Here is a 26,222-nt window from a genome sequence, read left to right on the forward strand (position 1 = left end):
CGTGCCGGGTGTCCTGAAGGATACGCGCGGATGGCCGTTCGGTTTCCCATCGCCCGACGCGGAAAAGCGTCAGGCCGCCGCCTTGAGGATGTCCGCCAACAGCCGAAAGTCGCGTTCGCGCGGCGATGCGCGCCGCCAGACCAGCGCGATGGTGCGGGTGGCGTGATCCCCCGCCAACGGCCGCGCCGAGATCGCGGTATTGTCCAATATGCCCGATTGCACCGCCATTTCGGGCAGCATCGTCACGCCCAATCCATTGTCGACCATCTGCACGATCGTGTGGAGCGAGGTCCCCAGCATCATCGCCTGCGCGCCCAGTTCGGGCCGGTTGCAGGCGGCCAGCGCATGGTCCTTCAGGCAATGCCCGTCCTCGAGCAGCAGCAATCGGTTCTCGTCGATATCGGCTGCCGCGATCATGGCGGGAGGATTGGGCAGCTCGGCATCGGGAAAGGCGACGAACAGGCGATCGTCGAACAACCGCGCCGCGGTCACCTCGCCACAGGCATAAGGCAGCGCCAGCAGCACGCAGTCGGTGCGGCCGTTATGCAGGCCTTCGCATGCCGTGCCCGTCGTCTCCTCGCGCAGGAACAGTTTCAGGTCCGGATAGTCTCGGCGCAGCGCCGGCAGGATGTGGGGGAGCATGAACGGCGCGATCGTCGGGATGACGCTCATTCGCATCTCTCCCGACAAGGGACGCCCGGCGGCGCGCGCCATGTCGCCCAGTTCCTCGGCCTCGCGAATCACCCGCCGCGCCTTGTCGGCGATACGGTCGCCCAGTGGGGTGAACCGGACGACACGCCGCGTCCGCTCGACCAGGGTCACGCCGATCAATGTCTCGAGCTCACGAATCCCCGCCGACATGGTCGATTGGGTGACGAAGCACGCCTCGGCCGCGCGGCCGAAATGGCCATGGTCCTTCAAGGCGACGAGATATTGCAGCTGCTTCAGCGTCGGAAGATAGGTAGTACTCATTCATCGCCTCAATCGATCAACAACGGCTAAATAACCTATTGGATCGTTTAAAAGCCAGCCTATATGCGGCTCGAACGAAAGAGGCCTGAAGGCCCGCCTGTCCCCGAGAGGATGTCCAAGAAGGCCGACCCCAATTCAGGCAGGAGGCCCAGAATCATGTTGACCGTCGGAGACAAGTTCCCCGCTATCACCGTTCCCGTCCAGCAGGGCGTCGACGCCTTGCCCGCCGGCGAGACGATCGACGTCACCACCGCCGCTCCCGGCAAGTGGAAGATCGTGTTCTACTGGCCGAAGGACTTCACCTTCGTCTGCCCGACCGAGATCGTCGGCTATTCGCAGCTCAAGGGCGATTTCGAGGATCGCGACGCGGTGCTGATCGGCGCCTCGACCGACACCAGCCATGTCCACCTGGCGTGGCGCAAGTCGGATCCGGACCTGGCGGCCGCGGACTTTCCGTGGATCGCCGACAATGGCGGCAAGCTCGCTTCTGCGCTGGGCATCCTCGATGCCGACGAGAATGTCGCTTATCGCGCCACCTTCACCGTCGATCCCGACGGCGTGATCCAGGCGGTGCAGGTCAACGGCCTCAATGTCGGCCGCAACCCGCAGGAGACGCTGCGCGTGCTCGATGCGCTTCAGACCGACGAGCTCTGCCCGTGCAATTGGAATAAAGGCGACGATGTCCTCAAGGTTGCCGCCTAACGACTTCGTCTAACAGATGCGGCCTTTTTGAATCAGGGGCCGTATCCCCCGGCGCGGGGTCTTTCCCCCCCTCGGCCCCGCGCCACCCTTTCCCGATCTCTCGCCCCGGCTTCGGCCGGGGCGCTTATCCCAACGACGGCGATCACCGCCGCGAGGAGCATATCGCATGTCGCTCAAGGATTTCGCCCAGTCGCTGCCCGATTTCGCCAAAGATATCCGGCTCAATGTCGGGTCGTTGCTCAACGAAGCGTCGCTCGGCGATCAGCGCAAATACGGCCTGATCCTGGCCTGCGCGCACGCCTCCGGCTACAAGCCGCTGGTCGAAGCGGCCGAGGCGGAAGTCACCGGCAAATTGTCACCCGAAGCCGCCAACGCGGCGCGCGCGGCGGCGGCGGTGATGGCGATGAACAATGTCTATTACCGCTTCACCCACCTCGCCGGGAATAAGGAATATGCCAACATGCCGGCCAAGCTGCGCATGAACGTGATCGGCGCGCCGGGCATCGAGAAGGACGATTTCGAGCTGTTCAGCCTGGCGATCAGCGCGATGAACGGCTGCGGCTTGTGCATCGACGCGCATGAGAATGTGCTCAAGAAGGCCGGAGTGACGGCGCAGGCGATCCAGGACGCGGTGCGCTGGGCGGCGGTGATGAAGGCCGTCGCGACGGTGCATGCAGCGATAGCATAAAGCGCTAGCTCGTCGCGCCAGCTTCCTTCGGGCCAGCACTTGCCGCCGCGGCATAGAGGGTTGCCGCCCGCAGGAAGCAGAATCCGGCGAACACCGGCGTAGCGGCGACGATCAGCATCGAATAGCGGATGGCTTCGTCGCCGAAACGCGGGGCAAGCAGGTCGTTGAGCACGCCTACCGCGGTCGGGCCGGCCGCGTCGCCGATCAGGCTCGCGCCGAGCAGGATGACTGCCGTGGCGAGCGCACGGCGCCGCTCGCCGACGATGTTCACCACCGCGGCGTAGATCGGCGCCTGATGGATCAGCATGAAGAAGCTGCTGAGCGCGAACCCGCCCAGCCAGGCCGAATGCGAATTGCCGAGCAGGAACAGGGCCTCAGCGGGGCCGGCCAGCAAGCAGGCGATGGCGGGAAGGCCGACCCGCCAGGCGATGCGCTCCTTGGGTAGACGATCGATCAGCACGCCGCCGATCAAGATGCCCAACAGGCCGATGAACCCGCGCGTCGGGCCGATGATGTTGGCGACGTCGCTGACGCCCAGATGGTGCACGCGCATGAAAAAGGACGGCACCCAGGCCCCCGATGCCCAGACGTTCGCCCCCATCAGCGTCACGCCGGCGAAGATCCAGGTGAAGCAGCGATTGGCGAAGAGCGCTCGCAGGTCGGTGAGCAGCGAACTGGCGATCGGCAGGCGAGGGGGAGGCGGGACGGTCCGTTCCGGCTCGCGAACCGTGAAGATCACCAGCAGCGCGAGCAACAGTCCTGGCAGCCCGATGGCGATGAACATCGCGCGCCAGCCATAGGTTTGCGCGATCCACCCCGCGAGCGGGAAGAACAGGATGAAGGCCAAAGGCGAAGCCGTTCCGAACAACGCCAGCGCGAGCGGCCGCCGTTCCGCCGGAAAACGGTCCGCGATGAGCGAATTGGATGGGGCTGTTCCGCAGGCTTCGCCGGCGCCCATCAGCAGCCGCACCACCGCCAATTGCCAGATGCCGCCGATCAATCCCGTGCACGCTGTCATCACGCTCCAGAAAGCGAGACCCGCGGCGATGATGTTGCGCCGGTTGGCGCGATCGGCCAGCCAGGCGATCGGAATGCCGAGCAACGAGTAAAAGAGGATGAAGGCGAGTCCCGATACCAAGCCCAGCACGGTGTCGGACGACCCCAGTTCGCGCTTTATCGCGGGAAGCGCTAGCCCGAGCAGCGAACGGTCGAGATAGTTCGACACCGAAACCAGCGTCAGGACGAATAACGGCCAGGTCGCCGACCAGGGCCAGCGCCGCGTCTCGCCGGAATTGCTCATAAGCGCGATGCCCGTGTTTCCTGTGCGGTGATGAATTCGAGCAGCGCCGGCTGCCCGGCTTCGGTCGCCGCGATCCCGCGCCGGATGGCCGGGACGATCTCGTCGGGCGAGGTGACGCGTTCGCCATAACCGCCCAGCGCACGCGCGAAATCGGCATAATTTCCCGAAATGTCGGTCGCGCGAAAGCGCTCGGTGGCGACAGGCATGATCGGCAGCTCGATCGCCATCGCCGAATTGTTGAGCAGGATCGACAGGATCGGCAGCCGCTCGCGCGCCGCCGTCTCGAAATCCATGCCGGTGAACCCGATCGCGGCATCGCCCCAGACGTTGATGCATAGCTTGTCCGGACAGGCGAGCTTCGCCCCCATCGCCAGGCCGAGGCCGTAGCCGAGCTGGGTGGTCTTGCCCCAGCCAATATAACTGAGCGGCGACGTCGTCGTCCAGAAAGGCGAGAGCTGATCGCGCGGCGACCCCGCATCATGCGTGATGATCGTATTGGCGACATCGACGGTGCGCTGCAGGTCCCACAGGACGCGATAGGGGCTGAGCGGGGTATCGTCGCTTTCGAGCAGCGGCAGCCATTGGGCGAGCCATTGGGCTTCGACCTCGGCGATCTCGCGGGCGGCCGGGCCGGGATTGCGCGAGCCGTCCAGCCGGTCGCGACAGGCCGCGACCAGCATCGCGAGCGTCAGTTTCGCATCGCCGATGAGCGCGTCGATACAGGGCACGCTCTTGTTGATGTCGGCGGGATCGAGCGTTGCGTGAACGATTGCCGCACCTGCCGGCATCGCCACGCCGAAGGCGGTTTCGGACAGGCTGCAGCCGATGCCGAGGATCAGGTCGGCGCGGTCGAGGAAATGGCGGAGCTGTCCCGGAATGGCCGCGCCGCCGGAGCCGAGCGCTAGCGGATGCGTCTCGTCGAACGCGCTCTTGCCTTCCAGACTGGTCGACACCGGCGCGCCGAGCAATTCGGCGAGCATGCGCAATTCGGCATAGGCTTCGGCCCAATGCACGCCTTGCCCGGCATGGATGACCAGCCGCTTTGCCGCGACCAGGCGATCCGCCACCCGGGCAATTGCTTCCGGATCGGGCGCGCTGCGGGTGGTGACGACCGGCGTGTAATCGAGCGGTTCGGGGAGTTCCTCGTCGAGCACGTCCCACGGCATTTCGACGAGCGCTGGGCGAAGGCGACCGTTGCGGAGAGCGGTGAACGCGCGGCGCAGGATGGCGGGCGTATCCTCGGCGCGCAGGATCGGCTCGCAAGTCTTGGTGATGTCGCGCATCGAGATGCTGGCGTTGTAATTGTCGGGCACGTGCGCCAGCCGCCGCGTATAGCCTTGCGGCAGCACCAATATCGGCACGCTTTCCGAATAGGCCTGGGCGACGCCGCCATAGGCGTTTTCGGTGCCGGGCCCGTGCTGCATCGCGAACACGCCCATCCGCCGTCCGCGGGAGAGCCGCGACAGCGCGTCGGCCATGTGCACGCCGGTGCGCTCCTGGCGGACGATGATCGGGCGGATGCCGATCGCCGCCGCCTGTTCGAGCACGGCATTGCGCGGATAGCCGAAGATGACGTCGATCCCTTCGCGCGCGAGTATTTCCGCGATCGCCGCGCTGACCTTCATGATCGCTCGAGGTCCGATGGACCAAGGGGCCGCTCACCGATCACGGTGGTGCGGACCAGATGCCGCCGCTCATATTTGAAATCATGCACGCCGCGGTGGAGCGTGAAGCGATTGTCCCACACGATCAGCGTGTCTTTCTCCCATTTCACGCGGCAATGATAATGGAGGTGCTGGGCCAGGCTCTGCAGATAGGCGAGCAAGGCCCGGCTTTCCTCCTCGCTCCATCCGACGAAACGCTTGAAGTAAGCGGTCGTCGCGAACAGCGCCTTGCGCCCCGTCACCGGATGGACGCGCACCGCGGGATGGACATTTTCGAGCTCGTCCTCGGTGAAATCATGGCTCTCGCGCAGGCGCAGCCGCTTGTCGGGTGCGAGCTTGGCGTTCTTTGCCCAGATGTCCTTGCCCGAATACACTACCTGAAGTCCGTCGAGCAGCGTCTTCAGCCCGTCGGACATATGTTCGTAGACGAGATAGGCGTTGGAAAACGCCGTATCGCCACCCCATTGCGGCACCTCCAGCGCGCGCATGACGACGCATTTGGGTGGCTGAAGCAGGAACGGGCTGTCGGTGTGGAAATGCTCGAACGACGGCACGACATTTTCGGGCTCGTGCGCTTCGCGGCGCACCTCCTGCATGTCGCGATGCCCGTCATAGATCGGCGCCTGGGGCAGTTCGGTGATCTCGCCGAAATAGCGGGAAAAATGCTTGTGCTGCTCGGGCGTCAGATCCTGGTCGCGGAACAGGATCACCAGAAAATGCTCGAACGCCTTCATCACCTCGGCGAGCGTTTCGTCGTCGAGCGGTTGGCGCAGGTCGACGCCGCTGATCTCGCATCCGCACGCGCCCGAAATCGGCTTCACGCCGATCCGGCGGAAATCGGGCATGGGCAGCCCCGCGACGATCGGCCCGCTTGGCGCTGCGGTGGCGATGGGGTTGGGCTGAGAGACCATGGCAAACTCCACTGGATTCGGAATCGAGGCGAGCGGGTGGTGGCAGGGCTGTTTCGCCGCGGCTCAGAATTTCCGTTTTAGGGTGACGGCCCATGTCCGCGGTTCGCCCGGTGAACCCTGGATCGAATTGGTGGACCCGCGATTGTCGAAAATATCGGTATAATAGAGTTTATTGGTGAGGTTGCGGCCCTCGATCGCGAGCGACCAATCGTCCTTCGGCGTCCGGAAGGTGAGCCTCGCATTGACGAGCGTGCGTCCTTTCACTTCGCCGAAGATGTCCTTGCCGCCAGTCACGGCGTCGACATTGTTCGCGTTGCGATTGAACGAATCCTGGTGATCGACGTCGATCCGCGGCGTCAGCTTGGCGCCACTGGCGAACTCGAAATCATATTGCACGCCCAGGCTCCATTGCCAGGGCGAGATATATTGCCCCTTGTCCTCGATGCCGATGCCGGAGGTCGCGGCGGTCGCCGAGATCGAGGTGTATTTGAAGTAGAGATAGGCAAGCGACGCATCGATGGTGAAGCCCTCGACCGGGCGCAGCGTCAATTCGGCCTCCGCGCCTTTCACGTCCGCCTTGCCGGCGTTGAGCGGAAGCGCGCACGGCGCCGCCGGTACGCCCGGCAGCGGGCAACTCGCGACGGTAACGAGGATATCATTGTATTTGTTGAGGAAGGCGCTGACGTTCAGCCGTACGTGACGGTCGAACAGGTCGCTCTTGAATCCCGCCTCATACGCGGTCAGCGTCTCGGGTCCGAACGCCAGCGCCTGGGCCGGGAAGAACGGCCGCGGATTGACGCCACCGCTCTTGAAGCCGGTCGAAACCTGGGCGTAGGTCATGATCTCGTCCGACCAGCGATATTGGAGCACGGCGCGCCAATCGACGCGATTGCCTTTGAATGTCCCGACCAGGCCGTCGAGCGAAGCGATCGACGGCGGCGTCGCGCCTCCCGTCGAGGATCCGGGAATCCCCTTGCGCCCGTAAATGAAGCTCTTGGTCATGTCGGTATATCGGATGCCGCCGACCAGATGCAGGTTCTTGAGGGGTTCCCAATCGCCATTGGCGAACACGGCTTTGGTGGTCGCCGGGATCTTGTTGTTCTCGATGAAGTTGAGCGTCGTGAGGGTGACGCGCGTGATGTTCTGGCTGCGCTTGTGCAGATAATAGCCGCCGACGGTGAAGTTGAACGCCGAGCCGATATTGCCGTTGAGCCTGAGCTCCTGGCTGAACTGGCGATTGTAGATCTGGCTCGCCTGCAAGGTCGGCGAGAAGGGCGATCCATCGGCCGAAGAGTAGACGCCATCGAACTTGCGATAGGCGGTGATCGACGTGATGCTGAAATCGGGCGACAGATCGACTTTCAGATTTCCTGACACGCCCCAGGAATTGATCGCCGATTTGATCGGGGCGGACCAAGGTGCCGATCCGTCGCGCGGCTTGAGTTCCATGTAATTTTCGTAACTGATGTACGGGCTGGAGCTGAACGTATCCTGCGCGTAATTGCCGAACGGCGAATAGCTGATGAATTGCGATCCGGTGGACGTTCCGTACCGCACGCCATTGAGCGTATAAGCGGGAACCGATGTCCCCGTCGTTGCAGATCCGGTGTTGGCGACGCCGGGATTGGCGTTCTGCCCGACATAAAGCAGGGTCGTCGGTCCCGCCTCGCTGTCGTCCCGCGTGATGTCGGCCACGACATCGAGAGTCACGTTGCTGCTCGGCTCATACCGCAAGGCCAGGCGCCCCGCGACATAGTCCTTGCCGCCTTCGGTCCCCAGCTTGCACGACTGGGAATTGACCAATGTCGACGGAATCGCCGTGCCGGGATGCGTGCACGCATAATCGTAGCGCGTGATGTAGCCATCCTTGTGGACCGCCGTGCCGGAGACGCGCGCGAACAGGTCCGGCAGGATGGTGAAGTTGGCGCCGCCGCGCAGTTCGACCCGGTTATAGGCGCCATAGGTCGCCTGGACATAGCCGCCGCCTTTGCCGTCCGGCTTCTTCGAATAGAGCTTGATCGCCCCGCCGATCGAATTCTGCCCGGCAAGCGTACCCTGCGGGCCGCGCAGGATTTCGACCCGGTCGAGATCGATCAGGTCGAGCAGCGAACCGTGCAACGTCGGCAGATAGACGTCATCGATATAGAGGCCGACACCGGGCTCGAGCGCAAAGCTGGTGTCGCGTTGTCCGACGCCGCGGATATAGGCGACGACCGCCGGGCCATAGGTTGCCGGCGCCTGGCGCAGCGTGACGTTGGGCGCCTGGTTGCCGATATCGGCGATGCTGGTCTGGCCGCGCGCTTCGAGCATGGCTCCCGACACCGCGGTGATCGCCAGCGGCGCATCCTGCAACCGCTGGGACCGGAATTGCGCGGTCACGACGATGTCGTCCTTGGACGGCGCCTGGCTGTCCTTTTGATCCTGTGCGCTGGCGTCCGGTGTGTCTTGGGCCAGCGCGGGTGCTGCGACGGACACGGAGCCGGCAAGCGCGAGGATCGAAGTAGCCGCACGGAGCGCAGTCAATCGAATTGCCATAGTGCATCCCCCCTAGGGTTCGTCGCGTGCCTTTGCGGCATCGCCGAAGTGGAGATGGACATGTTGAACAATCAACTGTCAAGGCAATTCCAAATTCCGGAAGCTCAATTCCGGAATACGGAAGATGCGTGATCAGCTGTGCGAGATCGCAGCCATTGAGCTCAGGGTCTCGGCGGATGCGCGCACTGCCGTGGCGAGATCGTCTTCGAGATGGAGCTGGTATCGCTTCGACGGCATGGTCACGCCGAGACAGCCCAAAATCTCGCCAAAGGCGCCGAACACGGGCGCCGCGATACCGGCGATGTCATAGCGTGGATCGAAATAGCGGGCGAAGCCCCGTTCGCGGATCTGCTGCAGCTCCGCCTCGATCTCCGGGCGCGACGATCGCGGGCGACCGCTTAACGGTCCGACCTTGGCCTCGCGCATGATCGCTTCCGCGTCGCCATATGGCAGGAAGGCGAGGATGGCGTGGCCAAGCGATCCCCAAGGCAATTGAACCTCAAGCCCGCGCTCGACCGCGAAGCGCAGCGGGTGAGGGGTCATCACCACATCGGCGATGATCGCGGCGCGCGCCGACGGGCTGTAGGTGCACAAGACCGCCGTTTCGTGCCATTGGGTCACCAGTTCCTCCAGCAGTGGCGACGCGCAGCGGACGAGGTCGAACCGCGCCACGAGCTGCGAGGCCAGGCGATGCAGCTCGCGCCCGGGGCGGTAGGATTGGCCATGGCCGCGCTCGACCAGGCCCGATCGTACCAGCGCCTGGAGCAGGCGATGAACCGAGCTTGCCGGCAAGCCGGCGCCGGCCGCCAGCTCGCCGAGCGTGAACTGAGGCGGTCCCGCGGCGACGAGCTTGAGGAGATAGGCAAGCCTGTCGGCTGCACCGCTCGGTGCCTTGGGTCCAGTCGAGTTCATCGGCGGACCATAGCTCGGAGCGGGCCGCTTTGCCTCATCCCGTCACACCAGGGCGTAATAGCGGAACAGCGACCGATCGGGCGCCGTCCGCCGTTCGCCGCCGCCCACGATCACGGTGCGCGACAGCCAGTCGTGCGGCCCCGCCGGGACCCTGAAATAAGGCGTCAGGCGGAAATAGGATGGCTGCGCGCTGCCGGCGGCGGCCCGCACGAGGTAGCCGCGATTCTGGATATAGATGCTCGTGCCGTCATCCGCCTCCAGCATGTAATGCGCGCTCAGTTCGACCGTGCCGTCGTCGCGGACCAGGGCATAATCGGCGCCGCTATGCGGAACCACGCGGCCCGAAAGGCGCGGTCCGCTGATCGTGCCGCCGATCGCTGGGGTATAGCCCTGGCTGCCGCCGCCGGGCAGCGGACCGAAGATGTGCCGGTCGGCGCCGAACAAGACTTCGATGTCGAAAACATGCTCGAGCGTGCAGTCCGCGGCGGTCATTGCGAGGAGTCCTTTGACGGGATGACGGGAAGCAGGATCGCGGAATCGAAGGCGCCGCCGGTGCGGATGATATGCGTGCCGGCATTGCGCGTCTGCTGGTGAAGCGGGAACGGTAGCATCACGCCTTCCTCCTTCGGATAGATGTCCGACCCCGCGACGATCAACCGCAATGTCTCGCCCGCCGCGAAGCGAGCCGAGAACGGCCAGATCTCGATCTCCACCGGCACGCAGTCGCCGGGCGCGAGCCGGTCTTCGCTGGTGTGTCGATGGACCGGCCGTTCCGGGCGCGAACGCTCGGGGTCGAGCGCCCGGTGACTGGCGCGCAGCCAGCCAAGCGCCACGGGACCGTTTTCATAGAAGGCGTAGAAAGTGAAGCCGACGGGCTCGCCCGCCGCGTCGATCTTCTGCAGGGCGACGAACAGGTCCATGTCGTCGCTCCCGACCGCTTCGACCCACAGCTTCAGGCTGGCATGGCCGGTGATCTCGGTCGCTTCGGCGAAAAGATAGTCGAAGCAGATGCGCCCGTCGGATGCCGGATACCGGACCTCGCTTTCGCTCGGCGCATCGTCGTCCATCGTACCGCTCGCCGCGTCGAGCGCGAGCCGGCGATAGTCGGTGCGCGCGAGCGGCCATTCATTCTCCGCGCGTTCCTCGGCCACGCCATGCCGTTCGCGCACCTCGATCCGCACTTTCGGCCAGGCGGCGAGGGACGTGGGCCGGTCGCGCATATAATGGTCGAAAAAGGCGAGCTGGCGCGCGCGGCTCTCGGGCCGGTAATAATGCGCCCATTTCTTCTGGCCATGGATGTCGAGCCATTTCTCGGCCGATCCCATCCGGCGCCACGCCTCGATCGTGCCGCGCAAATGCAGCCCCTGATCGGACCAGCTGGCGACGACATAAGCCGGCTGGCCTATCGCCTCCAGGTCGAGCTCCTTCGAGCGCCAATAATCGTCGATCAGCGGGTGGGCGACGATATTGGCCCAGCTATCCTCGGTGCGATTGAGCGACCATTGGATGTTGTCGCAGGCGCGCGGCAGGAAGTTCGTCTCCAATATGCCGCCATGATAGGCGAATTCGCGATACCAGTCGGAAAACCCTTCCCATGGATTGAGCGCGGCGAGTGGCCCCGGGCGCAGCGGCGCGACCAGATATTGGATGTTGGCAAGATAGGACACGCCGGTCATCCCGACCCGTCCGTTCGACCAGGGCAATCGGCCGAGCCACTCGATCGCGTCGGCGCAATCCTCCGCTTCCTGGATGCCATTGTGGTGGAAATCGCCCCCCGACAGCCAGGCGCCCCGCGGGTCGACCACTGCCACGCCATAACCGTGCCCGCCCCACCAGACCGGGTCTGGCCCTTCGAACGGGGTCAGCTCCGACAGCCATTCCGGGTCCACGCCGGAGCGCGGCCAGAAGACGCGGTTGGTCAGCGCATGCTTGCCGTAAGGGCCCCAGGCCAACAGCAGCGGCACGTTCGCCATCGCGCCCTCAGGGCGATAGAGATCGGCGAAGATTTCCACCCCATCGCGCAAGGGGATGCGGCAATTGCGCTCGATCGTCAGGCCGCGTTCGGTCCGGCAGGAGAAGTCGGCCGGCGGCAAAGGCGGCTTGGTGGGGTGACCGAAAGGGTCGCTCCCCGCGCGCATCAGCGGCCGAAAACGCACATTGCCTCCCTACAAGACGACGAAATAATGGATCCGGTTGGCGTTCGGCACCTTTTCCGCCACGCCGACGAACACGTGCTGCGACATCCATTCATGCGGACCCGCCGGCGCGTCGAAGCGCGGGGTGACGCGCATATAATAATCGTCGAACGACACCGGCTCGTTGCGACGCATCTTCTCGGCGATCTCGGGGCTTCGCGCCCAGCGAAACCCGCGATTTTCGAGATAGATGATCGCGCCATCGTCGGCCTCGAGCAGGTAACGGGCGTCGAAATCGATCACGCCGTTCGGCCGCGACAGCGGGAAATCGCCGCCCGACATGGGGACCACGCGACCATTGAGCCGCGGCCCTTCAACCGTGCCCTCTGCTGCGTAGATTGCTGCGCGCGTGTCGCCGCGCGCGCCGGGTTTGATCCAATAGGGCTTCGACAGCGTGATCGAGATGGTGAAGGCGTAGTCGAGCCCCGGCGCGAAAGGATGGTGTCCGCTCATGGACAGCGGATAAACGCCGCATTTGTTGATTTGTCAACGATCAGGCGCGATACCTCACGGCGAGAAGACAATAGCGATTCTGGCGGCTACAAAATCGCGATGCAGCAGAAGATCATCCGTACCGAACCACCGACGGAGGCGAAGTCCAGCCGACCATCGTTCGAATTCGGCCCCTCGCACATTCCCTATCGCATCCTTTTGCTCAGCAAGATGATCGATCGGGTTACGGCGCAGCATGTCCGGGATACGGCACAGCTTTCTCTCGCCGAATGGCGGGTGCTGACGCATGTCGAAATGATCGGGAAGTGCAGCGCCGCGGAAGTGGCCAGCGTCGCCTATTCGGACCGGGCCGAAGTGAGCCGGGCCGTCGCGTCACTCGAGCAGCGCGGCTTCGTCCAGCGCGAGGCCAATCCGCGCAATCGCAAGAGCAGCCTGGTGTCGCTGACCGAAGCGGGCAAGTCGGTCCACGCCGCCATCCGCGGAGCGCGGGGCAAATTCTATGAGCAATGGCTCACCGATCTGAGCGACGCGGAGCGGGTGGCGCTCAATGCCGCGCTGGAAAAGGTCACGCGCCGCGTCATCGACAGCGCCCCGCAGATGTTCGACGTCTAAGAGCGCTACCGCGCCAGGGCCTGATAGATCGAGAACGCGCTGGTCAGCGTCAGCAGCACGCCGACCATCGCCATCAGCGGACGCGCCGGCACCTTCTTGGCCAGCCACCCGCCCAGCGGCGCCGCGAGCAGCCCGCCGATCAGGAGACCCAAGGTCTGCAGGGTGAAAGCGGCGAATCCCAAGGTGAAGATGAACGTCGCGGAGATCGTCGTCGTCAGGAAGAATTCCACGGTGTTGACCGTGCCGATCGTCTCGCGCGGCGAGGCGCCTTGCACCAGCAGGTTGCTCGTCACCACCGGACCCCAGCCGCCGCCACCCGCCGCGTCGAGAAAGCCGCCGACCAGCCCGAGCGGTTCGATCACCTTGGGCGTCCTCGGTTCGACCCGACCGCGCCAGGCGCGAAACAGCAGATAAAGGCCGATCGCGCTCAGATAGGCCATCACGAACGGCCGCGCGATCGAGGCGTCGACCGACGACAACACATAGGCGCCAAGCACGCCGCCGATCATGCCGGGGATCACCAGCCGCGCGAACAGCCGCCAGTTCACGTTGCGGTGCAGGACATGGCTGATGCCGGACGCCGCGGTAGTGAAGGTCTCGACCGCATGGACGCTGGCCGAGGCAACGCGCGGCGGCAGGCCCATCACGCTGATCAACAATGTCGAGTTGATCAGGCCGAACGCCATGCCCAGCGCGCCATCGACCAATTGTGCGGCGAACCCGATCGCGATGAACGGCAGGATCGCCTCGATCGAGGCCAGCGAAACATCGACCATCAACAGCGCAAACTCCCCGGGGCCCTGTCCGTTGCATGACGCGCGAACCTAATTCCTACAACAAAGATGGGCTTTTCTCCGACGAAGTTGCGACAGGGCGGTTATGGAAATCGTCAGCCGGGCGTCCTAGATATAGCGAAATCGGCGAAGGGGACGCGCCAATGCTTGCTGGCCTCAGGGCTTATCTCGACTCGATTCGGGCGCGCGACCCAGCGCCACGATCGAACGTGGAAATCCTGCTTTATCCGGGCGTTTGGGCGCTCGGTTATCACCGTATCGCACATGCCTTGTACAATGCGCGGCTGTTTTTCCTGGCGCGCTGGGTGAACCATATCGCGCGCTTCTTCACCGCGATCGACATCCATCCGGGTGCCAAGATCGGCAAGTTCTTCTTCATCGATCACGGCTTCACCGTGATCGGCGAGACGGCGGTGATCGGCGACAATGTCACGATCTATCAATGCGTCACGCTCGGCGGGACCAATCCCGCAGACGGCGTCGCCGGCAAGCGCCACCCGACGATCCAGGACAATGTGATCATCGGATCCGGCGCCCAGGTGCTGGGGCCGGTGACGGTCGCGGTCGGCGCGCGGATCGGCGCCAATGCAGTCGTCACGCGCGACGTACCCGAGGGCGCGGTGATGGTCGGCATCCCGGCGCGGCCGACGATGGTCGAAGGGAAGGGCGAAAAGCCGTTCCTCGCCTACGGCACGCCGTGCAGCGAGATATTCGATCCGCAGACGCAGAAGGTCGAGTTGCTCCGCTGCGAGATCGAGACATTGCGCAAGCGGCTCGACGCCTTGCTTGCTGAACACGAGCCTGCCCAGTTGCCGGAGCGTGATCGCGCCTGATGGGAACGGTCACGCCGTTTCCGCTGTCTGGCCGCCAACCAAGCCAGATCGGCTTCGAGCGGCTCGAACTCACCCGCATCCTCGACCTGTACGGTCGCATGGTCGCCGCCGGGCATTGGCGCGATTATGCGATCGAGCTCGGCCACGCCGCGGCGGTGTTCGCCGCGTTCCGCCGCACCGCCGAGCGCCCCGAATTCAGGATCGAGAAACGCCCCGATCTGCGCAATCGCCAGGGGATGTGGGCGCTGATCGCCGAACATGGCCAGGTAGTGAAGCGCGGCCATGAACTCGGCCCGGTGCTGGCGCCGATCGAACGGCGGCTGATGAAGCTGATCGAGGATTAGGCCGGGAGCCATAAACGGCGCCCCCGAGAATCGGCGGTCAAGTTTGCTCGCCGTTTACCCACCCGCCGAGCTTCGGTCGCTTATCATGCCACGGGCAGGCTTGTTCGAGCTGGGCGGCAAGTCGGATCAGTGTCGCTTCGTCGGCGTAACGCGCCGAGAACATCATTCCGATCGGCAAACCCTCACGCGATTGGCCGAGCGGCAGCGAGATTGAGGGCTGACCGGTGAAGTTGAACGGGGCGGCGAAAGGATAGACCTCGCCATTTCGCGTCTGGATGTCTGCCGCCGACACGTTGATCGGATCGAGATAGCCGATCCTGGGCGGTGGAGTGCCCATCACCGGGCATAGGAACACGTCCCAATCCTCGAAAAAGCGAAGCGTCGTTCGGGCTCGCATCCGGCGTTCCTGCGCGCTGTAGAGCGCGTCGACACCCGACACCGAGCGCGCGCCGTTGAGTACTGCCCAACTCAGCGGTTCCAGCTCGTCCGCTGCCGGCTCGCGCCCAATCGCCTCGATCATCCGCTTCATGCCGGCAGCGAAGTTCGCGCCGGCAAGCGGCAGATTGGCGACATAGTCGCTCAGCGTATTGGTGCCGAGCGCGCGCTCCTCCACGTGATGGCCGAGCCCGTCGAGCAATCGCGCGGTATCCTCGAGCGCTGCTTGCACGTCGGGATGAATCGCGCGCGCGAGCGGCGTCCCGCCCGACCACGCGATGCGGAGCCGTCCCGGATCGCGCCCGACTTCGTCCGCATAGGGCCGTTCCTTCGGCGGGATGGCATAGGGCGACCCCGGCTCCGGATTGCCGGTCACGTCGAGCATCACCGCGGTATCGCGGACAGTGCGGGTGATCACGTGCTCTACGACATTGCCTTGCGCGAAATCGTAGCCGTCGGGCAGATCCGGATTGCGGTCGCGCGTCACCTTCAACCCGACCAGGCCGCAGCATGAGGCGGGAATCCGGATCGAGCCAAGGCCATCGCCGCCATGCGCCATCGGCACCATGCCGCACGCCACCGCTGCCGCCGAACCGCCCGACGATCCGCCGACAATGTGTCCGAGGTCCCAGGGGTTTCGACAGGGCCCGAACAGTGCCCCTTCCGTCGTGCCGGCGATCCCGAACTCCGAAAGGTTGGTCTTACCCAGGGGGACGACCCCGCTCGCCCGGTAGCGGCGCATCAGGCCACTGTCCTGGGCATCCGTGAAGCCCGCATTCGCGGCGTAGCGGCTGCCCGACGTACGCGGCCAACCCTCCACCTGCAGCAGCAAGTCTTTCACCAGGAAGGGAACACCCGTGAACGGACCTTCCGGCAGCGGTCCGGCCGCAGCCGCCCGCGCCTCGTCGAAGGCGCGATAGACGACGGCGTTGATCTCGCGATCATAAAGCTCGATGCCTTCGATCGCGGCGTCGACGACCTCGAGCGGCGAGACCTCACCGTGCCGGATCAATTCCCCCAGGCCGACGGCATCGTGGGCCGCATATTCAGTGAACTTCATCGCGCCTCCTTGCTCGATTACGTTGCTTCCTCAAGGGAGAACCGAAACCACTCTGCCCCGGAAACAGTAGGGTCGCGGTCGAACGGAGACGTTCGAGAATGGTGGAAACCTGCTGATACGCCTGCGGCAAGCAATTACGATTGCTGGCGTAATAGTCACTCGATAGCATAGCTTCGGTAGCGCATTTTACCGGAGAGATGGATGAATCCCGATGTAAAAACCCGGCTTGCCGGCATTGCCTGCGTTTTGGCCGGCGCTGCGATATCATGGCCCACCACTTTCGATCGCCTCCGGCTGGCCGAGCAGGGTGTTCCTGAGATCAGCACTTGGTCGCTCGCTTCCTTCTTGGTGGGACCGCTGATCATAATCGGCCTGACGATGATGATATTCGGCGCGAGAACGGAAGCCCTGACGCGTAACGCGGAGAAGAAGCGCCTGACCCTTTTCGGCAATTTGATAGCTCTAGCGTGCACCGTGGCAGGGTTCGGCGGAATGCTGGGCACTACCTATCTGCTGCGAACCTATGGATATCTATAGCCCAATCTTGAGGTCGCAGACGAAAGGCTCTGCCTGGTGGAAAGCGGCGCGATAGCCTTTTGGGGTACTTCCCGCCGGCTCGCTTTGCCCACCGCGAACGGCGCGAAGTGGGTGGAAAGGCGAACGGCAGCCTCCGATTCCGAAGTCCCTTTAACGGACGCTCGCCATTTGCCGACGGGCGGATCGCCTCCAGTGATTGACTTCCCATGATCCGAGTGATGCCTTTGAGCGGCAGTCGACGACCAGAGAGGAATTGGGATGGGATGGATCAAGAGCACGGTAGCCGCTGCTCTGATGGCCGGCACGGCGCCGCTCCCCACGACGTTGATAACACCCGCCAACCTGGATGCGATCGTTCAGCGCACGTGGCTGACAAGTCGTTCATGGGGCAAGTCCTTGTAGCGAAGGGCGACACCATTCTGTTTGATCGCTTTTACGGCTACGCCAATGTCGAATGGAACGTCGCTTTTGCGCCTGATACGCGCTTTCGCATTGGCTCGATGACGAAGCAATTTACAGCGGCTGCCGTGATGAAGCTGGTTGCCGACAAAAAGGTGGCACTCGACGCGACCGTCTCTACCTATGTTACCGACCTTCCGGCGACGTGGAGCAAGGTGACTGTCCAGCAATTACTCGATCAGACCGCGGGATTGCCGGACTATACCAGCGATCCGAGATTTTCGGCCGTATCCCGCCAACCGACCAAGCCGGGCGAGCTGATAGCCCTGGTGGCGGATAAGAGCCCCGAATTCGCGGCAGGGTCAAAATGGCGGTACAGCAACACGAACTATTTGGTTCTCGGCAAATTAATCGAAGACGTGTCGGGGAAACCTTATGCGGTCTTTCTCCGGGAGACCCTTTTTGCGCCGCTGGGAATGAAAGGGACGGCGTTCGATTCGGTAAATCGGATCATGCCACACCGTGCCGATGGCTATCGCAATGAGGCGAACGCGTTGTCTAACGCCAACTACATGGATGAAAGCGTTCCATTCTCGGCCGGCGGCCTGGTGGCTACGGGCCGCGATCTGCTCACTTGGGAGCGCACGCTGTTTGGGGGCCGGATTCTGTCGCCGCAAGATAGCAAGCTTATGACGGAGCCGGTGAAGGACGAATATGCTTTTGGTCTCTGGAATCACGTTAGGGATGGCATTCATCAGATCGAGCATGGCGGCAATATCAATGGGTTCAACAGCGAAATGGCCTATTACCCGGAGTCAGATGTAACGGTAATCGTCTTGAGCAATGTCGAGGGCGTGAGTGCCAAACTCATCAGCGAAGAAATCTACCATAAGCTTATCCCGAAGCGTTCTTCGCATTAATCCGTTACGCGCATGACATCTCCGGACGTGGAGGCATGCTAACCGCGACACAAAATAGCGTGGCGTTGCGATCACGAAGCGTCGGTGCTCGGATAGGCCTCGTTCGGCGTACCGCCGCTTGCCGCCGCGATGCCGAACAACCGCGCCGCCCCCAGAAACAGCAAGACGAAGAAGCCGTTCAGCACGATCAGTCCGACGATACCGGGCGGCTCATTTCGGCCGGCCAAGACCGCGACCACGCCGACCGCGGCATTGGCGATCGCCGCCATCGTCATCGCGTGTGACACGCCACTCGCCCGGAAGCGCGCCCAGGCCATGCCGCCGAACGCGATGGCGATGACGCCGATATAGAGCAGGTTGAGCGGGTTATCCTCGTCGCCGATGATACCGACCGCGCCGTTGATCCAGATGAGCAGGAACGCTGCGGCCAGCGCGATCGCGACCCCGCTGCGATAGGCATTGTTGCGTGTGGCTCTGACCGTCAACTCGAACGCGATGCCGACTCCACCAATCATCACCGTGGCGAAAGCGAAGTCGAATGGCGTCCAGTTGACCTCACGCGTGAATTGCATCGCCACCAGCGGCAACAGCAGCAGCAGCGCGGCGATGCTCCAGCCCGCAACCCTCCAGGGGTTCATTCCACCTCCGCGCTCAATCGCCTTTGCCATCACGTCGCCTCCATGCTTGAATGAGACATCATCCTGACGGACTCGCCGGTGAGCGGCATGAGCAACTCCTGAGGTTTCGCTGAAAAATGGCGTCCGGCAGCTTTCGCTTCGACGGTTTCGAGCTCGACCCGGCCCAGCGCCGGCTGATGCGCGACGGCGCCGTGGTCGAACTCAACGCACGCTATTTCGATGCGCTCGTCCTGTTGCTGCGGGAAAGCGGCAAGCTCGTCACCAAGGATCGCTTCCTGGATGAGGTGTGGCGCGGCGTGCCGATCACCGACGAAGCCCTGACCCAATGCGTCAAGACGCTGCGGCGGCAACTCGGCGACGACGCGGCCAATCCGCGCTTCATCGAAACCATTCCCAAGCACGGCTATCGTTTCGTCGCGCCGGTCGACTGGGTAGAGCAGGCGAGCATCGAGCCGACAGCGGCGACCCCGATACCGCCGACCTCTTCCTATTCCTGGCGTGAGGTCGTGTTGCTCGGCGGCGCGGGAACGATCGGGGCCGGCATCGCCGGCGCGATCGGCGGGCTGTTCTACGGCTTCGTCGCAGCATCGCAGCCGCTCGAGTCCGGCGGCGGGGCGTCGGTGCTGTTCGTGCTGCTGTGGCTGACTATCGTGGTGGCGCTGGTCGGCGGCGCCGGCGTGAGCTTTGGGATTGCCGCGGCTGGTTTCACCCGGCGCGGTTGGTCGACCATCGTCGGTGGAGCGCTTGGCGGCATGGCGATCGGCGGGATCGTCAAGCTACTTGGCCTCGATGCGTTCAGCTTGCTGCTCGGCCGATCGCCGGGCGGCATCGCCGGCGCGCCCGAGGGGCTGTTGCTCGGTGGCGCGGTGGGGCTGGGCGCATGGCTGGCCGGCCGGCCGCGATCGGGCTCAATGCGGCGCAGGATCGCTGTCGCCGGTCTGGTCGGAGCGGTGGGTGGCGTGCTGGTGTCGCTATTGGGCGGGAGGCTGATGGGCGGCAGTCTGGATCTGCTGGCGCGAACCTTTCCTGGCTCGCACCTGCGGCTCGGTCAGTTGGGCATATTGGTGGGCGATCAGGACTTCGGTTTGGTCACACAAGTCGTGACCGGGGGCGTGGAGGGCGCGCTGTTCGCTGCCTGCATCGTCGGCGCATTGCTTCGGGCGCGCGAGCGGCTGCACGTCACCACTTGACTGATATATAACCTCGCGGTTATGGGTCGTATCCATAGCCAGCGAGTTATATATTTATGTCGACTCAACACGACGTTATTTTCAGCGCCCTGGCGGATCCCACGCGTCGTGGGATTTTCGAGCGGCTGTGCCGTGGCGGCGAGCAGACGGTGGGCGGACTGACCGCGATGGCAGGTGTCTCGCAGCCGGCGGTGTCCAAGCATCTCGGCGTGCTGAAAAAGGCCGGGCTGGTGCTCGATCGGCATGAGGGGCGCCAGACCCATTATACCGCGCGGCGGCAGGCGCTCGCACCCCTCGTCGACTGGACCAGCCAGATGACCGAATTCTGGGAAAGCCGGTTCGACGATCTCGATAATTTGCTCAAGAGGATGGACCAATGACGACGACTTCGACCGAAACCCGTTCCGTGGTGATCGAACGCGAGTTCGCGCATGCGCCCGACAAGCTCTGGCGCGCGCTGACCCAGCCGCATCTGATCGCGGAATGGCTGATGAAGAACGATTTCGTGCCGACGCTCGATCACCGCTTCACGCTGAGCGGCGATTGGGGATCGGTCGATTGCAAGGTGCTCGAGGTCGAGCCGCAGCGGGCGCTCGCCTATAGCTGGGATGCGATGGGGCTGGAGAGCGTGGTCACCTGGACGCTGACGCCATCGGCCGCCGGCACGCACGTGCGCATGGAGCAGGCCGGTTTCCGCCCCGATCAGCAGCAGGCCTTCGCCGGCGCCAAGTTCGGCTGGCAGAAATTCCTCGCCAATCTGGACGAGGTCGTGGCGCGGATCGACTGATCGGCATGTTTTTCGAGCACATAGGGAGGAAGGGATGAACGGGAATTCGGCTATTCGGCAGTTTCACCGCTGGACGTCGATCGTCTTCGTGGTGGCGGTGATCTTCAATACGGTCATGCTGGTGCTGGGCCGCCAGGCGACATGGGTCGGGCTGACAGCACTTTTTCCGTTGATCCTGTTGATGATAACCGGCCTTTATATGTTCGCGCTGCCCTATCTGGCGAAGAGCCGGACGGCGTCGCCCGCACGCGACGCCGCCTGAGCGATCGAGAAGGAAGAATGATGGCCACGACCGAAGCAGACGCCAAATCGCCGTCCGAATTGATCGATGACCGGATCGCGTCGCTGGGCGACTGGCGCGGCGCGACGCTGGCGCGGATTCGTGTCCTGATCCGCGATGCCGAGCCCGATGTCGTCGAGGAGTGGAAATGGCGCGGGGTGCCGACCTGGTACGCCAATGGCAAGATCACCTGCACTGGCGAGACCTACAAGAACGGCGTCAAGACCACATTCGCCAAGGGCGCGGCGCTCGACGACCCCAAAGGATTGTTCAACTCGAGCCTGGACGGCAATGTCCGCCGCGCGATCGACTTCCACGAGGGTGACGCGATCGACGAGGAAGCGTTCAAGGCACTGGTCCGCGCGGCATCAGCGGCGAACGGGGGCGGCAAGAAGCGCTGAATGTCGATTTCCCGGCGTTGACTCGTCAACCCGTCGTGCGATTGTCCGGCTGGTTACCGCTCGGTTCAAAAAGGGGAAATCGATGCCAGCCTTCAGCACTTGTCTTGCGCCGTCATGCCGCACCAAGGTCGAGGGGACCGTCAACCCTTGCCCCAATTGCGGCGGCAAGATGCGGACGCCGCGCACGATACGCGCGCTGGGCTGGTTGCTGCTCGCCTGCGGTGTCTTCCTCGTCGGGCTGATGAGCTATCTCTGGACCGTGCTCGCCCCCGCAATGGCGCACCCCGGGGACTTGACCGGCGGCACCACCTTCACCGGCACCGCGGAGCAGGGAAAGACGATCCTGACCGTGTTCGCCGCGGTGATCGTGTTCGGGCTTGGATCGATCACCTATGGATTGTGGATGATCATTACCGGTCGGCGCAGCCTCGCTATGATGATCGGCGTGCTGGTGCTCGCGGCCGTGTTGATCGCGATAAGCTGGCGAGCGATGACGGTGTTGCCGGCCTGAGGGCCCTGCGGGCCGCGCCCCTTCCTCGACCGCTATTGTTCGCCTATCATGCGGAAACGGGGTAGTTTCTCGAGGGGGAAAAATGCGCAGGCTGATCGTGATGATCGGGCTCATCCTGGCGATAATGTCGCCAGCGAGGGCGGAATGGCGGCACGCGCGAACCGATCATTTCATCCTGACAATCGACGACAGTGAAGAGAATGCGCGCGATTTCGCGGTGCGGCTGGAGCGGTTCGATGCGGCGCTGCGCCTGCTCTACGGCGTGCCCGACAACCCCGATCAGCATCTGCGCCCCGTCGCCATCTACGCGTTCAAGGAAGGCCTGTTCTTTGCTGCGTGCCGCTGTCCCGCCACGGCAGGCTTCTATTCGGCGCGGACCGACAGCTCGTTCATCATGACGCTCCACCTTCCCAACATCGATCGCAAGGCAAAGACGGGAGGGTGGAGTTCACAGGCACTGCTGTTGCACGAATATACCCACCATTTCGTATCGACGAATTTTCCGATCGCCTATCCTTATTGGTTCCAGGAAGGCTTCGCCGAATTCAACGCCAACACGTCATTCGAAAAGGACGGGTCGCTGATCATCGGCTATCCGGCCAATTACCGTGGCGACGGGTTGCTGAACGGTTCCAAACCGTCGCTGAAGCGGTTGTTTGATCCGAACCAGTACGGATATGGCGACAATCCCGATCTGATCTATGGGTATGGATGGCTACTGACCCATTATCTGATGCTCAAGCCGGAGCGTCGTGGCCAGCTTGCCGCCTATCTCTCGGCAATGAACGCAGGCGTGCCGAGCCTCAAGGCCGCGCAACAGGCGTTCGGCGATCTGGCGGCGCTCGACAAAGAACTCAGCGGCTATCGACGAAGTCTGCTTCTGGCGCCGCTTCGGGTCCCGCCGGGCAAACCGGTGTCCGCCGTCGTCACGACGCTGACTCCCGGGGAAGCGGCGATGCTGCCGGTCTATGCCGCGATGCGGACCGGTGGGACAAAATTGTATCGCATCGGTCTTGCTCAGAGCGCGCAAGGCATCGCTAAGCGTTATCCCGACGACGCGGTGGTCGCGGCACAGCTTGCCGAGATCGAGACGGTGGCGAGGCGCTTCGACAAGGCCGACGCGGCGGCCGACAAGGCACTGGCGGTCGATCCCAATTCGGTATTGGCGCTCCTCCAGAAGGGAAGCGTTGGGATCGCCCGGGCACACGAAGCGAAGGCCAGCGATCCCGCTGTGTGGACGGCAGCCCGTGCCTGGTTTCTCAAGGCGAACCGCGCCGATCCCAATCAGGTCATGCCGCTCTATCTCTATTATATGAGCTTCGTCAGCGCCAAGACCAAGCCCAGCCCGGGCGCGATCAAAGGCCTGATGCGCGCCGCCGTCCTGGCGCCGGAGAGCGACGATGTCCGCATGGCGCTCGCCAAGCAATTCCTGCTGGACGGCGACGCGGCCACTGCGCGCACCTTGCTCCAGCCAATTGCCTTCACTCCGCACAGCCTGCGCGCCAAAAACATCCCGCTTGATGCACTGCACTTGATCGATGCCGGCAAGGCGGAGGAGGCCAAGGCCCTTCTGACCAAAGGCGACGAAGACGACGATTGATCGTTAGCGCTAGGGCAATTCCGCCTTGGGGAATCCCGACCAGACCTGATCGTAATCCTCGTCGAGCGCGCTCGTTTCCAACGCATGGTCAGTGCAATGGAACACCCAGCGACTCTCGATCATGAAGGCCATCGTGCCGTCGATCTTGTGCGGCTTGAGCTCGGCGTCGCTGGCGCCTTTCCACGAGGCGAGGTCGGGGCCATGGCCCGACATCTGGTTGTGGAGCGACATCGCGCCGGGGCGGAAGCCGTCGGCCTTGGCGTCATAAGCGCCGTAGAGCAGGCCCATACACTCGCTCATCGTGTTGCGGTGGAACCAGGGCGGGCGGAACGTGTCCTCGGCGACCATCCAGCGCGGCGGGAAGATGACGAAATCGGCATTGGCGGTGCCGGGCACGTCACTAGGTGAGGTCAACACGGTGAAGATCGACGGATCGGGATGATCGAAGCTGACCGTGTTGATCGTGTTGAAGCGAGTGAGATCGTAGCGGTACGGCGCGTAATTGCCGTGCCAGGCGACGACGTCGAGCGGGCTGCGGCCGAGCTGGGTTTCCCACAACGCGCCCTCGAATTTCTGGATCAGCGCGAAATCACCTTCGCGATCTTCGAACCAGGCGACCGGGGTCTCGAAATCGCGGGGATTGGCGAGGCCGTTCGATCCGATCGGGCCGAGGTCGGGCAAGCGGAACGGCTGGCCGTGATTTTCGGCGACATAACCGCGCGCGGGTCCGTCGGGCAGTTCGACGCGGAAGCGCACGCCGCGCGGGATCACCGCGACCTGGCCCGGCGCGAGGTCGATCCGGCCCATTTCGGTCAGCAGGAGCAGCGCACCTTGCTCGGGCAGGATCAGCAGCTCGCCATCGGCCGAGGCGAAGGCGCGGTCGGTCATGTCGCGCGTGGCGTGATAGAGATGCATCGCCACCCCCGCCTGGGTGCGCGGGCCGTCGCCGGCGACGACCATCGTCGTCAGGCTGTCGAGCCAGTCGGCGTCGGTTGCCTCTTCGAGCGGCCGCCAGCGCAGGCGGTTGGGGGCGAGGGGGGATTTGCTCAGGCCGGGGGCGAAGCGCTTGGCGCCTTCATAGCGGATGAAGGCGGGGTGCGCGGCCGAGGGACGCAGGCGGTAGAGCCAGGTGCGGCGGTTCTCGTGGCGCGGCGCGGTGAAGGCGGTGCCGCTCAGCTGTTCGGTGTAGAGGCCGAAAGCGGGCTTTTGCGGCGAATTGCGGCCGACCGGGAGGGCGCCGGGAATCGCCTCCGTGGCGAAATGGTTGCCGAAGCCGGTTTGGTAGTCGGGCATCGCTACTCTCCAGCCCCTCCCCTTCAGGGGAGGGGTTAGGGGTGGGGCAGCGGCGACGGGGCTCGATGCCCCGGCGTCGCTTCGGTTCTACGGCAGGACGCTCGCTGTGCTCGCGACCCACCCCAACCCCTCCCTTGAAAGGGAGGGGCTGTATTGATCAAGCCTCCGCCTTCGCCGGCACGACGCCGCGGCGAATCTGGTCGAGTTCGATGCTCTCGAACAGCGCCTTGAAATTGCCTTCGCCGAAGCCGTCATTGCCCTTGCGCTGGATGATCTCGAAGAAGATCGGGCCGACCATGTTCTCGGTGAAGATCTGCAGCAGCAAGCCACCGCCGGTCTCCGGCGATCCGTCGATCAGGATGTGGCGCTTGCGCATCTCGGCGACGTCGTGGCCATGGCCGGGCAGGCGCTTGTCGATCAGGTCGAAATAGGTGTCGGGCGCGGTCTGGAACCGGATGCCGTTGGCGCGCAGCTGGTCGATCGTCGAGAAGATGTCGTCGGTCGCCAGCGCCAGATGCTGGATGCCTTCGCCCTTATAATCCTTGATGAATTCCTCGATCTGCGAATGCTCGTCCTGGCTTTCGTTCAAGGGAATGCGGATCTTGTCGTCGGGCGCGGTCATCGCCTTGGAGAACAGGCCAGTCGACTGACCCTCGATGTCGAAATAGCGGATCTGGCGGAAGTTGAAGATCCGCTCGTAATAATTCGCCCAATAATCCATCCGCCCGCGGTTGAGATTGTGGGTCAGGTGATCGAGCGTGTGCAGCCCGACCGAATGGTCGTCGACGCCGGCGCCGGTGGGGACGAAATCGGTCTCGTAGATCTTCGACTTGGCATCGACGAGATAGAGGTTGGCGCCGCCGATTCCCTCGATCGCCGGAATGTCGAGCTCGCCCGGGCCGTGTTCGCCCTTCACTTCGGTGGCGCCGCGCTCCAGCGCGAGGTCGCGCGCCTTTTCGCCATCGGCGACGCGGAACGCCATCGCGTTGGCGCTCGGGCCGTGGGCATTGCGGAAGCCAGCGACCTGGCCGGCATCGTCCATGTTGAGCAGGAAGTTGATGTCGCCCTGGGCATAGCGGCGCACATTCTTCGACTTGTGCGTGCCGACATGGGTAAAGCCCATTTTCTCGAACAGATCGGCCATCTTTTCCGGGTCGGGCGAGGTGAATTCGACGAATTCGAACCCGTCCAGGCCCATCGGATTGTCGTGCGCGTCGGTCATCGGAACATGCTCCAGGGGGAAAAGTCGTTTCAGA

At 63.9% G+C, this 26,222-nt stretch carries 28 protein-coding genes; 14 read left to right on the forward strand and 14 right to left on the reverse strand.

The features are described from left to right. Positions 1-69 precede the first annotated feature (69 nt). A complete protein-coding gene (locus AC1DSD_RS16325) occupies positions 70-972 on the reverse strand; it encodes a hydrogen peroxide-inducible genes activator (protein ID WP_478031578.1) in 903 nt (300 codons plus the stop codon). Positions 973-1,128: 156 nt separating this feature from the next. On the opposite strand from AC1DSD_RS16325, the gene AC1DSD_RS16330 reads away from it, so the two are divergent. Both AC1DSD_RS16330 and ahpD read left to right on the forward strand, forming a co-directional pair. Further along, entirely contained in the window at positions 1,129-1,674 is a 546-nt protein-coding gene (locus AC1DSD_RS16330; RefSeq protein ID WP_478031579.1) for a peroxiredoxin, read from the forward strand. Positions 1,675-1,840: 166 nt separating this feature from the next. Further along, on the forward strand, positions 1,841-2,362 hold the full coding sequence (gene ahpD, locus AC1DSD_RS16335; RefSeq protein ID WP_478031580.1) for an alkylhydroperoxidase, AhpD family: 522 nt from the start codon (positions 1,841-1,843) through the stop codon (positions 2,360-2,362). 4 nt (positions 2,363-2,366) lie between these two features. On the opposite strand, the gene AC1DSD_RS16340 is transcribed toward ahpD, so the two are convergent. The 8 genes from AC1DSD_RS16340 to AC1DSD_RS16375 all read right to left on the reverse strand — a co-directional run bounded on the left by AC1DSD_RS16340 (position 2,367) and on the right by AC1DSD_RS16375 (position 12,332). Next, positions 2,367-3,662, reverse strand: a complete 1,296-nt coding sequence (locus AC1DSD_RS16340; protein WP_478031581.1) for a spinster family MFS transporter — start codon at positions 3,660-3,662, stop codon at positions 2,367-2,369. Continuing rightward, a complete protein-coding gene (locus AC1DSD_RS16345) occupies positions 3,659-5,287 on the reverse strand; it encodes a thiamine pyrophosphate-requiring protein (RefSeq protein WP_478031583.1) in 1,629 nt (542 codons plus the stop codon). The genes AC1DSD_RS16340 and AC1DSD_RS16345 overlap by 4 nt, the downstream gene beginning before the upstream one ends. Further along, a complete protein-coding gene (locus AC1DSD_RS16350; RefSeq protein ID WP_478031585.1) occupies positions 5,284-6,237 on the reverse strand; it encodes a TauD/TfdA dioxygenase family protein in 954 nt (317 codons plus the stop codon). Before AC1DSD_RS16350 ends, AC1DSD_RS16345 begins: the two co-directional genes overlap by 4 nt. A 63-nt stretch (positions 6,238-6,300) precedes the next feature. Continuing rightward, positions 6,301-8,772 (reverse strand): TonB-dependent receptor, encoded by a 2,472-nt coding sequence (locus AC1DSD_RS16355; RefSeq protein WP_478031587.1) that lies wholly within the window; start codon positions 8,770-8,772, stop codon positions 6,301-6,303. 132 nt (positions 8,773-8,904) lie between these two features. Next, positions 8,905-9,684: an IclR family transcriptional regulator gene (locus AC1DSD_RS16360; protein ID WP_478031588.1), complete on the reverse strand. Its 780-nt coding sequence runs from the start codon at positions 9,682-9,684 to the stop codon at positions 8,905-8,907. A gap of 42 nt (positions 9,685-9,726) precedes the next feature. Further along, positions 9,727-10,176, reverse strand: coding sequence for a DUF3237 domain-containing protein (locus tag AC1DSD_RS16365; protein ID WP_478031589.1), 450 nt, complete (start codon positions 10,174-10,176; stop codon positions 9,727-9,729). Next, positions 10,173-11,840, reverse strand: coding sequence for a CocE/NonD family hydrolase (locus AC1DSD_RS16370; protein ID WP_478031591.1), 1,668 nt, complete (start codon positions 11,838-11,840; stop codon positions 10,173-10,175). The genes AC1DSD_RS16365 and AC1DSD_RS16370 overlap by 4 nt, the downstream gene beginning before the upstream one ends. Positions 11,841-11,849: 9 nt before the next feature. After that, positions 11,850-12,332: a DUF3237 family protein gene (locus tag AC1DSD_RS16375; RefSeq protein ID WP_478031592.1), complete on the reverse strand. Its 483-nt coding sequence runs from the start codon at positions 12,330-12,332 to the stop codon at positions 11,850-11,852. Positions 12,333-12,431: 99 nt separating this feature from the next. Between AC1DSD_RS16375 and AC1DSD_RS16380 the strand changes: the two genes are divergently transcribed. Beyond that, positions 12,432-12,944 carry a MarR family winged helix-turn-helix transcriptional regulator gene (locus AC1DSD_RS16380; protein ID WP_478031594.1) on the forward strand — a complete coding sequence of 171 codons (513 nt, stop codon included), beginning with the start codon at positions 12,432-12,434 and terminating at the stop codon, positions 12,942-12,944. A 5-nt stretch (positions 12,945-12,949) separates the two neighbouring features. Here AC1DSD_RS16380 and AC1DSD_RS16385 read toward each other — a convergent pair whose 3' ends face one another. Further along, positions 12,950-13,720, reverse strand: a complete 771-nt coding sequence (locus AC1DSD_RS16385; RefSeq protein WP_478031824.1) for a sulfite exporter TauE/SafE family protein — start codon at positions 13,718-13,720, stop codon at positions 12,950-12,952. Positions 13,721-13,881: 161 nt separating this feature from the next. On the opposite strand from AC1DSD_RS16385, the gene epsC reads away from it, so the two are divergent. After that, a complete protein-coding gene (gene epsC, locus AC1DSD_RS16390) occupies positions 13,882-14,571 on the forward strand; it encodes a serine O-acetyltransferase EpsC (protein ID WP_478031595.1) in 690 nt (229 codons plus the stop codon). Next, a complete protein-coding gene (locus tag AC1DSD_RS16395) occupies positions 14,571-14,915 on the forward strand; it encodes a DUF2794 domain-containing protein (RefSeq protein ID WP_478031596.1) in 345 nt (114 codons plus the stop codon). Before epsC ends, AC1DSD_RS16395 begins: the two co-directional genes overlap by 1 nt. A 37-nt stretch (positions 14,916-14,952) precedes the next feature. On the opposite strand, the gene AC1DSD_RS16400 is transcribed toward AC1DSD_RS16395, so the two are convergent. Next, positions 14,953-16,410 (reverse strand): amidase, encoded by a 1,458-nt coding sequence (locus tag AC1DSD_RS16400; protein ID WP_478031597.1) that lies wholly within the window; start codon positions 16,408-16,410, stop codon positions 14,953-14,955. A gap of 201 nt (positions 16,411-16,611) precedes the next feature. Here AC1DSD_RS16400 and AC1DSD_RS16405 point away from each other — a divergent pair, with 201 nt between their 5' ends. Together AC1DSD_RS16405 and AC1DSD_RS16410 are read left to right on the forward strand one after the other, a co-directional pair. Then, positions 16,612-16,947, forward strand: a complete 336-nt coding sequence (locus AC1DSD_RS16405; protein WP_478031598.1) for a hypothetical protein — start codon at positions 16,612-16,614, stop codon at positions 16,945-16,947. A 263-nt stretch (positions 16,948-17,210) separates the two neighbouring features. Next, a complete protein-coding gene (locus AC1DSD_RS16410) occupies positions 17,211-18,266 on the forward strand; it encodes a serine hydrolase domain-containing protein (RefSeq protein ID WP_478031599.1) in 1,056 nt (351 codons plus the stop codon). Between the two features lie 71 nt (positions 18,267-18,337). Here the strand turns inward: AC1DSD_RS16410 and AC1DSD_RS16415 are convergent, their stop codons facing one another. Next, positions 18,338-18,934 (reverse strand): hypothetical protein, encoded by a 597-nt coding sequence (locus AC1DSD_RS16415; protein WP_478031600.1) that lies wholly within the window; start codon positions 18,932-18,934, stop codon positions 18,338-18,340. A gap of 86 nt (positions 18,935-19,020) precedes the next feature. Between AC1DSD_RS16415 and AC1DSD_RS16420 the strand changes: the two genes are divergently transcribed. From AC1DSD_RS16420 to AC1DSD_RS16450, 7 genes are all read left to right on the forward strand, one after another. Beyond that, positions 19,021-20,094, forward strand: a complete 1,074-nt coding sequence (locus tag AC1DSD_RS16420; protein ID WP_478031601.1) for a winged helix-turn-helix domain-containing protein — start codon at positions 19,021-19,023, stop codon at positions 20,092-20,094. A gap of 56 nt (positions 20,095-20,150) precedes the next feature. After that, positions 20,151-20,474 carry an ArsR/SmtB family transcription factor gene (locus AC1DSD_RS16425; protein ID WP_478031602.1) on the forward strand — a complete coding sequence of 108 codons (324 nt, stop codon included), beginning with the start codon at positions 20,151-20,153 and terminating at the stop codon, positions 20,472-20,474. Continuing rightward, positions 20,471-20,881: an SRPBCC family protein gene (locus AC1DSD_RS16430; protein ID WP_478031604.1), complete on the forward strand. Its 411-nt coding sequence runs from the start codon at positions 20,471-20,473 to the stop codon at positions 20,879-20,881. Before AC1DSD_RS16425 ends, AC1DSD_RS16430 begins: the two co-directional genes overlap by 4 nt. Before the next feature lie 34 nt (positions 20,882-20,915). Beyond that, entirely contained in the window at positions 20,916-21,143 is a 228-nt protein-coding gene (locus AC1DSD_RS16435; RefSeq protein ID WP_478031605.1) for a hypothetical protein, read from the forward strand. Positions 21,144-21,163: 20 nt separating this feature from the next. Continuing rightward, the gene (locus AC1DSD_RS16440; RefSeq protein ID WP_478031606.1) at positions 21,164-21,562 is read left to right on the forward strand and encodes a DUF1801 domain-containing protein; all 399 of its coding nucleotides are present in this window, start codon (positions 21,164-21,166) and stop codon (positions 21,560-21,562) included. Between the two features lie 82 nt (positions 21,563-21,644). Then, entirely contained in the window at positions 21,645-22,073 is a 429-nt protein-coding gene (locus tag AC1DSD_RS16445; RefSeq protein ID WP_478031607.1) for a hypothetical protein, read from the forward strand. A gap of 82 nt (positions 22,074-22,155) precedes the next feature. Next, complete coding sequence (locus AC1DSD_RS16450) at positions 22,156-23,673, forward strand: hypothetical protein (RefSeq protein WP_478031608.1); 1,518 nt, start codon at positions 22,156-22,158, stop codon at positions 23,671-23,673. Between the two features lie 9 nt (positions 23,674-23,682). Here the strand turns inward: AC1DSD_RS16450 and hmgA are convergent, their stop codons facing one another. Both hmgA and hppD read right to left on the reverse strand, forming a co-directional pair. Then, positions 23,683-24,966 carry a homogentisate 1,2-dioxygenase gene (hmgA, locus tag AC1DSD_RS16455; protein WP_478031609.1) on the reverse strand — a complete coding sequence of 428 codons (1,284 nt, stop codon included), beginning with the start codon at positions 24,964-24,966 and terminating at the stop codon, positions 23,683-23,685. A gap of 157 nt (positions 24,967-25,123) precedes the next feature. Then, entirely contained in the window at positions 25,124-26,188 is a 1,065-nt protein-coding gene (gene hppD / locus AC1DSD_RS16460) for a 4-hydroxyphenylpyruvate dioxygenase (protein ID WP_478031610.1), read from the reverse strand. Positions 26,189-26,222 lie beyond the last annotated feature (34 nt).

The sequence above is a fragment of the Sphingomonas sp. P4_D12 genome (assembly GCF_056401895.1).

Coding starts and splice junctions, on each gene's coding strand:
- AC1DSD_RS16405 (WP_478031598.1), top strand. CDS start 16,612: ATGAATCCCGATGTAAAAACCCGGCTTGCCGGCATTGCCTGCGTTTTG.
- AC1DSD_RS16400 (WP_478031597.1), bottom strand. CDS start 16,410: ATGAAGTTCACTGAATATGCGGCCCACGATGCCGTCGGCCTGGGGGAA.
- AC1DSD_RS16425 (WP_478031602.1), top strand. CDS start 20,151: ATGTCGACTCAACACGACGTTATTTTCAGCGCCCTGGCGGATCCCACG.
- AC1DSD_RS16395 (WP_478031596.1), top strand. CDS start 14,571: ATGGGAACGGTCACGCCGTTTCCGCTGTCTGGCCGCCAACCAAGCCAG.
- AC1DSD_RS16445 (WP_478031607.1), top strand. CDS start 21,645: ATGCCAGCCTTCAGCACTTGTCTTGCGCCGTCATGCCGCACCAAGGTC.
- AC1DSD_RS16450 (WP_478031608.1), top strand. CDS start 22,156: ATGCGCAGGCTGATCGTGATGATCGGGCTCATCCTGGCGATAATGTCG.
- AC1DSD_RS16330 (WP_478031579.1), top strand. CDS start 1,129: ATGTTGACCGTCGGAGACAAGTTCCCCGCTATCACCGTTCCCGTCCAG.
- AC1DSD_RS16360 (WP_478031588.1), bottom strand. CDS start 9,684: ATGAACTCGACTGGACCCAAGGCACCGAGCGGTGCAGCCGACAGGCTT.
- AC1DSD_RS16355 (WP_478031587.1), bottom strand. CDS start 8,772: ATGGCAATTCGATTGACTGCGCTCCGTGCGGCTACTTCGATCCTCGCG.
- AC1DSD_RS16410 (WP_478031599.1), top strand. CDS start 17,211: ATGGATCAAGAGCACGGTAGCCGCTGCTCTGATGGCCGGCACGGCGCC.
- hmgA (WP_478031609.1), bottom strand. CDS start 24,966: ATGCCCGACTACCAAACCGGCTTCGGCAACCATTTCGCCACGGAGGCG.
- AC1DSD_RS16375 (WP_478031592.1), bottom strand. CDS start 12,332: ATGAGCGGACACCATCCTTTCGCGCCGGGGCTCGACTACGCCTTCACC.
- AC1DSD_RS16340 (WP_478031581.1), bottom strand. CDS start 3,662: ATGAGCAATTCCGGCGAGACGCGGCGCTGGCCCTGGTCGGCGACCTGG.
- AC1DSD_RS16365 (WP_478031589.1), bottom strand. CDS start 10,176: ATGACCGCCGCGGACTGCACGCTCGAGCATGTTTTCGACATCGAAGTC.
- AC1DSD_RS16345 (WP_478031583.1), bottom strand. CDS start 5,287: ATGAAGGTCAGCGCGGCGATCGCGGAAATACTCGCGCGCGAAGGGATC.
- hppD (WP_478031610.1), bottom strand. CDS start 26,188: ATGACCGACGCGCACGACAATCCGATGGGCCTGGACGGGTTCGAATTC.
- AC1DSD_RS16415 (WP_478031600.1), bottom strand. CDS start 18,934: ATGGCAAAGGCGATTGAGCGCGGAGGTGGAATGAACCCCTGGAGGGTT.
- AC1DSD_RS16380 (WP_478031594.1), top strand. CDS start 12,432: ATGCAGCAGAAGATCATCCGTACCGAACCACCGACGGAGGCGAAGTCC.
- ahpD (WP_478031580.1), top strand. CDS start 1,841: ATGTCGCTCAAGGATTTCGCCCAGTCGCTGCCCGATTTCGCCAAAGAT.
- AC1DSD_RS16420 (WP_478031601.1), top strand. CDS start 19,021: ATGGCGTCCGGCAGCTTTCGCTTCGACGGTTTCGAGCTCGACCCGGCC.
- epsC (WP_478031595.1), top strand. CDS start 13,882: ATGCTTGCTGGCCTCAGGGCTTATCTCGACTCGATTCGGGCGCGCGAC.
- AC1DSD_RS16435 (WP_478031605.1), top strand. CDS start 20,916: ATGAACGGGAATTCGGCTATTCGGCAGTTTCACCGCTGGACGTCGATC.
- AC1DSD_RS16385 (WP_478031824.1), bottom strand. CDS start 13,720: ATGGTCGATGTTTCGCTGGCCTCGATCGAGGCGATCCTGCCGTTCATC.
- AC1DSD_RS16430 (WP_478031604.1), top strand. CDS start 20,471: ATGACGACGACTTCGACCGAAACCCGTTCCGTGGTGATCGAACGCGAG.
- AC1DSD_RS16440 (WP_478031606.1), top strand. CDS start 21,164: ATGGCCACGACCGAAGCAGACGCCAAATCGCCGTCCGAATTGATCGAT.
- AC1DSD_RS16350 (WP_478031585.1), bottom strand. CDS start 6,237: ATGGTCTCTCAGCCCAACCCCATCGCCACCGCAGCGCCAAGCGGGCCG.
- AC1DSD_RS16325 (WP_478031578.1), bottom strand. CDS start 972: ATGAGTACTACCTATCTTCCGACGCTGAAGCAGCTGCAATATCTCGTC.